Below are 11,155 nucleotides of genomic sequence, written 5' to 3'. Positions count from 1 at the left end.
GGCAGGGAGGGGAACATGGCGGGCGCGAAACCGCGATCACCCGATCCGATGCTCGCCCTTGACCCAGCGGACCGTGCCCGAGCTCGCGCGCATCACCACCGAGTTGGTCGTCATGCGGTCGCCGCGGCGCTTGACGCCGTCGAGCAGCGAACCGTCTGTGACCCCGGTCGCCGCGAAGATCGCATCGCCCTTGACCAGCTCCGAAAGGTCATATTGCTTGTCGAGATCGGTGATGCCCCATTTGCGCGCGCGGCTGCGCTCGTCTTCGTTGCGGAACAGCAATCGACCCTTGAACTGGCCGCCGACACAGCGCAGCGCGGCGCAGGCCAGCACTCCCTCCGGCGCGCCGCCCGACCCCATATAGACGTCGATCGTCGTGTCGGGATTGGTCGTCGCGATCACCCCCGCGACATCGCCGTCACCAATCAGCATCACGCCGCAACCAATCCCGCGCAATTCTGCGATCAACCCCTCATGGCGCGGGCGATCGAGCACGCAGGCGATGATGTCGCTCGGCTTGACGCCCTTGGCCGCGGCGATCGCCTCGACATTCTCGGTCGGCGACTTGTCGAGGTCGATCACGCCCTCGGGATAGCCCGGGCCGACCGCGATTTTGTCCATATAGACGTCGGGCGCGTTGAGCAGATTGCCCTCTTCGGAAATCGCCAACACCGCAAGCGCGTTGGGCCCGGCCTTGGCGGTGATCGTGGTGCCTTCGAGCGGATCGAGCGCGATGTCGATCTTGGGGCCCCTGCCCGGCGCCGAGCCAACCTTCTCGCCAATGAAGAGCATCGGCGCCTCGTCGCGCTCGCCCTCGCCGATCACCACGGTGCCGTCCATATACAGGCTGTTGAGCGCGGCACGCATCGCCTCGACGGCGGCGGCATCGGCGGCCTTTTCGTCACCGCGCCCGACGAGCGTGGAGGCGGCAATCGCCGCGGCCTCGGTCACGCGCACCATTTCGAGCACGAGCACGCGGTCGAGAACGTCGCTGGCAGTCGTCATTGTTCGGGCAATCCTCTTGTCTGATTTCGTTTGATTTGTGCGCGCGGATAGGCGCGGCGCGTTACGGAGTCGAGACGGGGGCGTCCGCAGAAGGCGCTACATCCTTGGGCGCCTTGATCTCGAACAGATATGGCCAGTCCTTGCCGGTGACGAACAGCCGCCGCTTCTTGGCGTCCCAGGCGATGCCGTTGGGAACGTCGTTTACGTCGGTCGCGCCCGACTGGCGGTGAAGCTCGCTGACGTCGATCCAGCCGATGACATGACCGTCCCGCGGGTCGATCCGCGCGATCAGGTCGGTCAGCCAGATATTGGCGAGGATCTCGCCATCGACATATTCGAGCTCGTTGAGCATCTTCACCGGCCGGCCGCCATCGGTCACGGTCAGGTGGCGCTTGACGGTGAATGTCGCGGGATCGACGAAGCGCAGCACCGGCGATCCGTCGGACATGATCAGCCCGCCTTTGTCATCGGCGGCGAGCGCCCAGCCCTCGCCCTGATATTTGAAGCTGCCGAGCCTTTTGAAATCCTTCGACCAGCGGAAGCCGATCTGGTTCTTCCAGGTCAGGCTGAGGATCGTGCCGTTCCACGGTGCGATCCCCTCACCGTAGAACGGAGGATCGACCGCAACGCGCGCCATCACCTTGCCGTCGCTCAGCCGCACCTTGCGAATGCCCGAGCGATTGAGCTCGCCGGTGCTCTCGTAGAGATAGCCGTCCTGCCAGAACAGGCCTTCGGTGAAGGCGCGATTGTCGTGCGGATAGGTCGCAACGATCTGCGCCGACTGCACCGGCACCGATTGCGGCGTCGAACCGACCTGCGGCAACAGGCCCAGCAGCCCGAGCAGGAGGCCGGTAATCGGCATCAGTCGCGCAGCAATTCGTTGATGCTGGTCTTCGACCGCGTCTGTTCGTCGACGCGCTTGACGATGACCGCGCAGTACAGACCGGGCTTGCCGTCGCCGCCGCCGATCGAGCCGGGCACGACCACCGCATAAGGCGGCACTTCGCCCATCAGCACTTCCCCGGTGGCACGGTCGATCACCTTGGTCGACTTGCCGAGATAGACGCCCATCGACAGCACGGCGCCGTCGCCGACGCGGACGCCCTCGGCGACTTCCGAGCGTGCCCCGATGAAGCAGCCATCGCCGATAATCACCGGGTCGGCCTGAAGCGGCTCGAGCACGCCGCCGATCCCGGCGCCGCCGGAGATGTGCACGTTCTTGCCGATCTGCGCGCAGCTGCCGACCGTCGCCCAGGTATCGACCATCGTCCCTTCGCCGACATAGGCGCCGATATTGACGAAGCTGGGCATCAGCACCGCGTTCCGGCCGATGAACGAGCCGCGCCGCACGACGGCGCCTGGAACGACCCGGAAGCCGGCGTCGCGAAAGCGGTTCTCGCCCCAGCCGGCAAATTTGGACGGCACCTTGTCATAGGCCGGCGCGCCCGCCGCCCCACCGTCGATCACCACATTGTCGTTGAGCCGGAACGACAGCAAAACCGCCTTCTTGAGCCATTGGTTGACCGTCCAGCCATCGGCGCCGGGCTCGGCGACGCGCGCCTGGCCGCTGTCGAGCAGTTCGAGCGCAGCCTCAACCGCCTCACGCACCGCGCCCGTCGAGCCGGTGCTGATATTGGCCCGGTCTTCCCATGCGGCGTCGATCGTCGCGGGCAGGTCGGTCATGCTTCCTCCAAAATTTCGTGCAGCCAATGAGTGATGTCGCGCGTGGTGAAGTCGACGAAATCGCGCTCGCCCTCCTCGCCCTGTTCGGAACCGTTGTCGACCCACAAGGTGGCCATGCCGATCTGCTTGGCGGGCTTCAGATTGCGGGCCATATCGTCGGCGAACAGGCTTTGCTCGGGGTCGAGAGCATAGGCGTCGCACAAATGCCGATAGGCCTCCGGCGCGGGCTTGGGGCGATATTGCGCGGCGTGCACGTCGTGGATCGCCTCGAAGGTCTCGCCCAGACCCAGTTTCGACAGGATCTTGCCGGCATAAAGTGCATCGGCATTGGTGAAGATGATCTTGCGCCCCGGCAGTCGCGCGATCACGGCGGCGAGCGGCGCATTCTCGTCGAGCACGTCCATCTCGATATCATGGACGTCGGCAAGATATTCGTACGGGTCGACGCCATGTTCGGCCATCAGCCCGGACAAGGTCGTACCGCGGGTGTGGAAATAGCCCTTCTGGATCTTGTACGCCTCGTCGCGATCGACCTGGAAAAAGCGCGCGATATAGTCGGTGATCCTCCGATCGACTTGCTCGAACAGCCGCGCTCCATGCGGATAGAGCGTATTGTCGAGATCGAAGATCCAGTTCCGGACATGATCGAGCCGCGCATGCATGGCGGGCGCTCTACGGCGCGCGCCCGGCAGCGGCAAGGCGCGCCTTGAGCAATCGCGACGACACACTATCTCCTCGCGATGATCCCCTATTCGCTGCTCGATCTGGTCCCCGTCGTCGAAGGCGGCTCGGTGCGCCAGGCGCTGACCAATGCCGCCGGCATGGCGCGTCACGCCGAGGCCAACGGCTATCATCGCTATTGGGTAGCCGAACACCATGGCATGGACGGCATCGCCAGCTCGGCGACCGCGGTGGTGATTGCGCATGTCGGCGCCGCGACATCCACGATACGCATAGGTGCGGGCGGCATCATGCTCCCCAATCATGCGCCATTGGTCATCGCCGAGCAGTTCGGCACGCTCGACGCCTTGTTTCCCGGCCGCGTCGACCTCGGCCTGGGCCGTGCGCCGGGCAGCGACCAGCGCGTGGCACGCGCGATTCGCCGGACGCTGGAAAGCGACCCCCAGGCCTTCCCGCGCGACGTGCTCGAATTGCAAAGCTATTTCGCCGATGACGGCCAGACCGGCATCCGCGCTACGCCCGGCGCCGGCGCGAAGCCCGAACTTTGGATATTGGGGTCTAGCACGTTCGGCGCGCAGCTCGCGGCGATGCTCGGACTTCCCTACGCCTTCGCCTCGCATTTCGCGCCCGACGCGCTCGATCAGGCGCTCGCCATCTATCGCCGCGACTTCCGCCCGTCGGCACAGCTCGACCGCCCCTATGCGATGGCCGGGTTCAACGTCTTCGCCGCCGATACCGACGAGGAAGCGGAGTTCCTGGCGAGCTCGCAGCAACAGGCGTTCGTCGCGCTGCGCACCGGCAACCCGCGCCAATTGCCGCCGCCGGTCGCCGGTTATCGGGACAGTCTGCCGCCGCCACAAGCAGCGATCCTCGACCATGTCCTGCAATGCTCGGCGGTCGGCAGTCCAGCGACGGTCGAGCGCGGCATCGCTGCATTCGTCGAACGGACCAAGGTCGACGAGCTGATGATCGTCAGTTCGATCTACGATGTCGAGGCACGCACGAAGAGCGTGGCGATTGCCGCCGAGGCGATGCGTGGAGCAACGGTTGCCGCGTGACCGAATGGATCATCAGCGCCGCAGTATTGGTCGCGTTCCTGCTGCTGATGCCGGCGATGGTCCGTTCGTCACGCCGCTCGAGACGCGGGCGTGACGCAAGCGCCGCGATCGGGGACTTGCTGATGGGTTCTTTCGATCCGGCGAAACGGGCCGCAATCGAGCAGATCCGCAAGCAGAACGAAATCGGCGATCATGAGCGCGGCTCGGTCCGCGAAAAACACGATTAACTCGCCGCCGGTAGCCTCAGGCGCACCAGCAACCCGCCCAGGTCTTCGCTTTCCTCCAGGCTGACCGTGCCCTCGTAAATCTCCGCCACGTCGCGCACGATCGCCAGTCCCAGCCCGGTGCCGGGCTTGCCGGTGTCGAGCCGGGCGCCGCGGTCGAAGATGCGGACGCGTTCCTCCTCGGGAATGCCGACGCCATCATCCTCGACCAGAATCTCGACGAACCCGGCCTGCGCGCCGACCGTCACGAACACGCTGCCGCCGCCATATTTGGCCGCATTCTCGATCAGGTTGCCGAGCATTTCGTCGAGGTCCTGGCGTTCGACATGGACCTGCAGATCATGCGGGCCGTCGGCATCGATGCGGACGTGCGGATAGAGGCGCGACACCGCGCGCTCGACCGAATCGAGGCTCGGCCAAACTTCGGCCCGGCTATGCGCCGATCCGCGCCGGCCGACCGCGCGGGCGCGGGCGAGATGATGGTCGACCTGACGCCGCATCGTCCGCGCCTCGCGCACCACCGTCTCGCCGAGATCGTCCGCCTTGGCGGTGGCGGCGTTCATGATTACGGTGAGCGGCGTCTTGAGGGCGTGCGCCAGATTGCCGGCGTGGCGCCGCGCTTCCTCGGCCTGTTTGTCGTTATGCTCGATCAGCGCGTTGAGCTCGTCGACCATCGGCGCGACCTCAGCCGGCATTGCGCCCTCGATCCGCCGGGCGCGTCCGCCGCGCAGCCGTGCAATCTCTCCGCGCAATCGCCGCAACGGACGCAAACCGTACCAGGTCTGCAAACCCGCTAGGACGATGAGTCCCAGCGCGAGCAGCAGGAAGCTCCTGACCAGCGTCCGCCTGAGCGCGTTGATCTGCGCATCGAGCCCATCGCGGCTCTGCGCCACCTGGAACCGCCAGCGCACCGGCGAGCCGGGCAGTTTGACGTCGCGCTCCAGCACGCGAAGCTTCTCGCCCGCAAATTGGTTGCTGTCATAAACATGGACTTCGAGGTCGGTGTGGTTGTCGCCATAAGCCAGGCGCCGGTCCCATAAAGATCGCGACGGGAACGGCTCGTTGCCGCGTGCCGTCACCTGCCAATAGAGGCCCGAATAGGGTTCGAGGAAACGCTGATCGGCGGGCTCGCGATTGAACATCACTTCACCGTCGGGACCGATCTCGGCCGAGGTGAACAATGAGGTCAGCACGTAATCGAGCTGATCGTCGAAATTGCGCGTCACCGCGCTGGTCAGCACGCGGTCGAGCGCATAGCCGCCGCCCGCGAGCAACAGACCGATCCAGATCGCGGCGATGACGATCATGCGCCGGCCAAGCGATCCCGTAACGGTCACGCGGGGCGTGCTGGGCGTACGCCGCCACAACACCCAACCAAGCCGTAGCAAGGCGATGACGGCGAGCGCGAGCAGACCGCGCTGAACCCAAAGCTGCTCCGGGCCCAGCAGCAACGCGGCCGCCAGCGAGCCCGCGCCAATCGCCGTCAACATTCCGATCTCACCCGACCGGCGATATTTGCGGACGATCACGCGCCAGCGGGGGATAGCCCCCTCGGCCGGCGCGTCGCCGGCAGGATCGACCGGTTGAGCCCGGACTTCCTCAGGCTCGTCCGCCGACGGCACGGCGATCACGTCGCGTCCCTCGGCCACGTGATAACTGCTATTCCGCCCGCGGCGGGCCGTCGGGATCGTCCAGGCTATAGCCCAGGCCGCGGATCGTGGTGATCACGTCCTGCCCCAGTTTCTTGCGGATGCGCGTCACGAACACCTCGATCGTGTTCGAATCGCGGTCGAAATCCTGGTCGTAGATATGCTCGATCAGCTCGGTGCGGCTGACGATCTTGCCCTTGTGATGGAGCAGGTAGGACAGGAGCTTGTACTCCTGCGCGGTCAGCTTCACCGGATCGCCGGCGAGCGTGACCTTGCCCGATCGCGTGTCGAGCCGGACGTCGCCCGCAATCAGCTCGGACGAGGCATTGCCCGAGGCGCGGCGAATCAGCGCGCGCAGCCGGGCGATCAATTCCTCGGTCTGGAACGGCTTGGCGACATAATCGTCGGCGCCGGCATCGAGCCCCGCCACCTTGTCCGACCAGCTGTCGCGCGCGGTCAGCACCAGCACGGGCGTGGTCTTGCCCTGTTTGCGCCAGCGGTCGAGCACGGTCAGCCCGTCGATTTCGGGCAAGCCGAGATCGAGCACGATCGCGTCGTAATTCTCGGTTTCGCCGAGAAACAGGCCTTCTTCGCCATCGCCCGCCGTGTCGACCGCGTAACCCGCCCCTTCGAGCGTATTCTGCAGTTGCTGGCGGAGATTGGGTTCGTCCTCGACGATCAGAACGCGCATTGTGTTCCCCTTAGCGCGAGCCCCTTTAAGTGGGCTCCAATTAGCCGGTGCGGCCGATGATCTGGCCCGAACGGCCGTCGACCTTCACCCAGATGACGGTTCCATTGCGCAGGAACTTCAGCGTGTAAATGCCGCTGTCCGGATCAAGCTCCGGCCCCAGATATTGCGCGCCGCGCATCGACGGCACCACTCGGCGCTCGATTTCGGGGAGCGGCAGCACGCGCCCCTCGCGCCGCGCTTCCCAAGCGCGCTGCTGATCGCGCTGGAGGTACGGCGCATCAGCCGCGGGAATCGCGGTCGGAATGAGGGCCAGGGCAAGCAACGCGGACATCGACATGGCTGGTCGCATAGTGGGGCGGGGTTGAACAGCCTGTGAATGCGTCGGTCAGGATTGGGACAAGGTTGGGACGCGCTGTTTTGTTTGGAGGTTCCAACCTTCGCTGCCATGCAGCCGCCGCTTTTCAGACTGCAGACACCCGATCCTGCGTTGCTCTCTGATACCCGCGGATCGACGCAGCTGTCGCTGCGCTTTTCTAAAAGACTATAGGCTCGCAATGACGCGCGAGAGTTTCTCGCGCACCGCCTTGGCGGCTTCCTTCAGCTGCGGATTGTCGATCGCCTGCATCGACGCGACAGGATCGACGGCAGCGACTTCGATCTTACCCTCGGAGGCCTGTTGGACGACGACGTTGCACGGCAGCATCGTGCCGACCTTGTCCTCTAGCTGCAACGCCTCGTAGGCGAGCGTGGGATTGCAGGCGCCGAGGATGACATAGGGACGAAAGTCCCTGTCCAGCTTCGCCTTCATCGTCTCGCGCACGTCGATCCGGGTCAGTACCCCAAAGCCTTCTTCCTTGAGTGCGGCTTCGACGCGAGCGATGGTTGCTTCGAAACTCCCATCGAGCGAGGTGGCAATATAATAGGTCATAGACCGGCCCTTTCGACCCTGTTTGAACCTGATCCAAGGTGGCAACGTTCGTCGAGCTAGTCGGCCTACGATCTCAACTGACGCTGCATCCGCCTCGCGTAAGCGCCGGAGACGATTACGCGGCATATTCCACGTTATAGCGCTCGTACGAGGGGCCGTAACCACGTTGTCAGTTTTGCGGCCTCGTGGTCTTGGCATCGCTTGGCGGAAGCGCGGGAAGGAACACGCGCGGGGTATCGCCGGTCAGCGTCTCGAGGAAAGCCGCGATCTTGGCGGTCTCGTCTGGCGTGAGGTCGGTGCCGAGTTGCGCCTTTCCCATGACCGTAATCGCTTCGTTGAGGTCCCACACCTGACCGCTGTGGAAGTAGGGCGCCGTCAGGGCCACGTTTCGCAGTGTCGGCACCTTGAACGAATAGCGATCGGCCTCGTCCTTGGTGACAGTGAAGCGGCCGACATCGGCGGGCGGTAGAATCTTGTCCCCTGGCGAAGACTGGACGCCGAACTTGGAATACATGCCGCCGCCCATGTTGACGCCGTTGTGGCAAGTCGAGCAGCCTTTATCCATGAACAGCTGCAGGCCTGCCTTCTGCTGGGCGTTGATCGCGTTGTTGTCGCCGCGCAGATATTTGTCGAACGGAGCATTCGGAGTGATCAGCGTGGCCTCGAAGACGGCGATCGCCTTCTGCACGTTATCCCGCGTGATCGGTTCGGCTTGGCCGGGATAGGCTTTGGCAAAATAGGCATTGTACGCCGGGAGGCTCTTGAGCTGCTCGACGATATGCTCCTGTGGCGACGCCATCTCCACTGGGTTGACCATCGGGCCGCCAGCTTGCTCATACAAATCCTTCGCTCGCCCGTCCCAGAACTGCGCCAGGTTATAGGCCGCGTTGAACACCGTCGGCGCGTTTCGCCCGCCATGCTGCCAACGGTGGCCGATCGACGTGGATTCGTTATCTGCCCCGCCAAGTCCGATCGCATGACAGGAGGCGCAACTGATCGCGTGGCTGGCCGAGAGCCTCGGGTCGAAATAGAGCATGGTGCCAAGGGCGAGCTTTTCCGGCGTCGCGTCGTTATTCTCCAGCTTCGGCGGATTGAGCGGGATCGGCTTGAAGACGGCGCGTGCGTCTTCCATCAGCTTGTCCGCCGCAGCGCCCATCGTCGGCTCCTCCACGGCGGCACCCGAGGGCGAAGCGCCAGGTTCGGGAGTTCGGTCCCCGCAGCCGGCAAGACTCGTCGTCAAAGCAATCGCGGCACCGAGCATTAACGGATAGCGCATGGCCGTTCTCCTGCTGCTGCCGCGACCGTGTCGCCGAGGAAGGAGGTGCGGAATCCGTAATTGTCCGGAGTGTAGGCAACAGCCGGCTGCGCAAGCGACAAGGTCTGTCGATCTGCACATCGCGCATTGCCCGCCCCCCACGCTCCCCCTAAGTAGCCGCCCTCATGGCTGCCCCCATCCTATCCTATGAAGACCTCGGCCTCGTTCAGGGCGCCGGCTGGCTGTTCCGCCACCTCGACTTGCATATCGGCGAGCGCGATCGGCTGGCGCTGATCGGGCGCAACGGCGCGGGCAAGACGACCTTGCTCAAGCTGATCGCCGGCGCGATCGAGTCGGACGAGGGCCGCCGCACTATCGTGCCGGGGACGAAAGTCATCCTGCTCGAACAGGACCCGAAGGTCGACGGGTTCGCGACGCTCGCCGACTTCGTGATGGCCGGGCCCGACACGCCCGCGCGGCACGAGGCGGATGCGATCGCCGATCAGCTGGGTATCGACCTTTCGCGCGAGGCAGCGTCCGCTTCGGGCGGCGAACGGCGCCGGGCGGCGATCGTCCGCGCGCTGGCACAGGATCCCGACGTGCTGCTGCTCGACGAGCCGACCAACCATCTCGACATCGCGGCGATCGAATGGCTCGAACAATGGCTGACGCGCTTCACCGGCGCGTTCGTCGTGATCAGCCACGACCGCACGTTCCTCACCCGGCTGACGCGCCAGACCTTGTGGCTCGACCGCGGGACGATCCGCCGCAGCGAGATCGGCTATGGCGGGTTCGAGGCGTGGACCGAGCAGGTCTATGCCGAGGAACAGCGCGCCGCCGAAAAGCTCGACGCCAAGCTGAAGCTGGAGGAGCATTGGCTGCAGCGCGGCGTCACCGGCCGCCGCCGCCGCAACATGGGGCGGCTGGCCAAGCTCAAGGAAATGCGCGCCGAACGCGCCGCGATGCTGGGGCCGCAGGGCGCCGCCGCGCTGGTGACGGGCAGCGACGACGTCAAGACCAAAGTGGTGATCGACGCCAAGCACGCGACCAAGGGGTATGACGGGCGGATCATCATCCGCGACCTCAACCTGCGCATCACGCGCGGCGACCGGATCGGGATCGTCGGTCCCAACGGCGCGGGCAAGACGACCCTGTTGCGGCTGCTGACCGGCGAGCTTCAGCCCGATAGCGGCGAAGTGAAGCTGGCCAAGACGCTCGACGGCGTGGTGATCGACCAGCAGCGCAAGCTGATGGCGCCCGACAAACGCGTGCGCGACGTGCTGGCCGACGGCGGCGACTGGATCGACGTGCTCGGCACCAAGAAGCATATCCACGGCTACCTCAAGGACTTCCTGTTCGATCCCAATATGGTCGAGGCGCGGATCGCGACCTTGTCGGGCGGCGAGCGATCGCGGCTGTTGCTGGCGCGCGAATTCGCGCGGCGATCGAACCTGCTGGTGCTCGACGAGCCGACCAACGACCTCGATCTCGAGACGCTCGACCTGCTCCAGGAAGTGATCGCGGATTATGACGGCACGGTGCTGATCGTCAGCCACGACCGCGACTTCCTCGACCGCACGGTGACGCTGACTTTGGGGCTCGACGGGTCGGGCAGCGTCGATGTCGTCGCGGGCGGCTATGCCGATTGGGAAGCGAAAAGGAAGCCGCGGGCCGAAGCGAAGAAGCCGGCGGCGAAGTCTGCCGCGACGCCGGCCGTCGAGAAGCCCAAGGCGGCGAAGCTGAGCTACAAGGACCAGCGCGACTATGACCTGCTGCCGAAGCGGATCGAGGAGATCGAGGCGGCGATCGCGCGCGACGAAGCGGCACTGGCCGACCCCGCGCTCTATGTCAGCGATCCGGCGAAGTTCGCCGCGCTGACCAAGGCGATCGAGACCGCCCGTGCCGAAAAGGACGCCGCCGAGGAACGCTGGCTGGAGCTCGCCGAACAGGTCGAGGCGCTGGGCTGATCGCCATTTTATCC

The 11,155-nt window shown here is 65.2% G+C and carries 12 protein-coding genes; 3 read left to right on the top strand and 9 right to left on the bottom strand.

The window, feature by feature from the left end; translation table 11 throughout:
- Positions 1-36: 36 nt before the first annotated feature.
- The 4 genes from glpX to SPR01S_RS15310 form a co-directional block, all read right to left on the bottom strand.
- Positions 37-1,005 carry a class II fructose-bisphosphatase gene (gene glpX, locus SPR01S_RS15325; RefSeq protein ID WP_066590870.1) on the bottom strand — a complete coding sequence of 323 codons (969 nt, stop codon included), beginning with the start codon at positions 1,003-1,005 and terminating at the stop codon, positions 37-39.
- Between the two features lie 61 nt (positions 1,006-1,066).
- Positions 1,067-1,867 carry a glutaminyl-peptide cyclotransferase gene (locus SPR01S_RS15320; RefSeq protein ID WP_084251225.1) on the bottom strand — a complete coding sequence of 267 codons (801 nt, stop codon included), beginning with the start codon at positions 1,865-1,867 and terminating at the stop codon, positions 1,067-1,069.
- Positions 1,867-2,688, bottom strand: coding sequence for a 2,3,4,5-tetrahydropyridine-2,6-dicarboxylate N-succinyltransferase (gene dapD, locus SPR01S_RS15315; RefSeq protein ID WP_066590868.1), 822 nt, complete (start codon positions 2,686-2,688; stop codon positions 1,867-1,869). Before dapD ends, SPR01S_RS15320 begins: the two co-directional genes overlap by 1 nt.
- A complete protein-coding gene (locus tag SPR01S_RS15310) occupies positions 2,685-3,350 on the bottom strand; it encodes a pyrimidine 5'-nucleotidase (RefSeq protein ID WP_066590866.1) in 666 nt (221 codons plus the stop codon). Before SPR01S_RS15310 ends, dapD begins: the two co-directional genes overlap by 4 nt.
- A 78-nt stretch (positions 3,351-3,428) precedes the next feature.
- On the opposite strand from SPR01S_RS15310, the gene SPR01S_RS15305 reads away from it, so the two are divergent.
- Positions 3,429-4,427 (top strand): LLM class flavin-dependent oxidoreductase, encoded by a 999-nt coding sequence (locus SPR01S_RS15305; protein WP_066590864.1) that lies wholly within the window; start codon positions 3,429-3,431, stop codon positions 4,425-4,427.
- Positions 4,424-4,654: a hypothetical protein gene (locus SPR01S_RS15300; protein WP_066590862.1), complete on the top strand. Its 231-nt coding sequence runs from the start codon at positions 4,424-4,426 to the stop codon at positions 4,652-4,654. The genes SPR01S_RS15305 and SPR01S_RS15300 overlap by 4 nt, the downstream gene beginning before the upstream one ends.
- Here SPR01S_RS15300 and SPR01S_RS15295 read toward each other — a convergent pair.
- The 5 genes from SPR01S_RS15295 to SPR01S_RS15275 all read right to left on the bottom strand — a co-directional run bounded on the left by SPR01S_RS15295 (position 4,651) and on the right by SPR01S_RS15275 (position 9,195).
- Positions 4,651-6,141: a sensor histidine kinase gene (locus SPR01S_RS15295; protein ID WP_439646743.1), complete on the bottom strand. Its 1,491-nt coding sequence runs from the start codon at positions 6,139-6,141 to the stop codon at positions 4,651-4,653. The genes SPR01S_RS15300 and SPR01S_RS15295 overlap by 4 nt on opposite strands.
- A gap of 169 nt (positions 6,142-6,310) precedes the next feature.
- Positions 6,311-6,991: a response regulator transcription factor gene (locus SPR01S_RS15290; protein ID WP_066590860.1), complete on the bottom strand. Its 681-nt coding sequence runs from the start codon at positions 6,989-6,991 to the stop codon at positions 6,311-6,313.
- A gap of 40 nt (positions 6,992-7,031) precedes the next feature.
- Positions 7,032-7,328, bottom strand: coding sequence for a hypothetical protein (locus SPR01S_RS15285; RefSeq protein ID WP_066590858.1), 297 nt, complete (start codon positions 7,326-7,328; stop codon positions 7,032-7,034).
- 204 nt (positions 7,329-7,532) lie between these two features.
- Positions 7,533-7,919 (bottom strand): DUF302 domain-containing protein, encoded by a 387-nt coding sequence (locus SPR01S_RS15280; protein WP_066590857.1) that lies wholly within the window; start codon positions 7,917-7,919, stop codon positions 7,533-7,535.
- A 169-nt stretch (positions 7,920-8,088) separates the two neighbouring features.
- The gene (locus tag SPR01S_RS15275; protein WP_281178792.1) at positions 8,089-9,195 is read right to left on the bottom strand and encodes a cytochrome-c peroxidase; all 1,107 of its coding nucleotides are present in this window, start codon (positions 9,193-9,195) and stop codon (positions 8,089-8,091) included.
- Positions 9,196-9,359: 164 nt separating this feature from the next.
- On the opposite strand from SPR01S_RS15275, the gene SPR01S_RS15270 reads away from it, so the two are divergent.
- Positions 9,360-11,141: an ABC-F family ATP-binding cassette domain-containing protein gene (locus SPR01S_RS15270; RefSeq protein WP_066590856.1), complete on the top strand. Its 1,782-nt coding sequence runs from the start codon at positions 9,360-9,362 to the stop codon at positions 11,139-11,141.
- The last annotated feature ends 14 nt before the right edge of the window (positions 11,142-11,155 follow it).

Source organism: Sphingomonas pruni NBRC 15498 (assembly GCF_001598455.1).
Taxonomy (GTDB): Bacteria; Pseudomonadota; Alphaproteobacteria; order Sphingomonadales; family Sphingomonadaceae; genus Sphingomonas; species Sphingomonas pruni.
The sequence above is the reverse complement of the archived record's forward strand: the minus strand, read 5'-3'. Positions and strand labels throughout refer to the sequence as shown.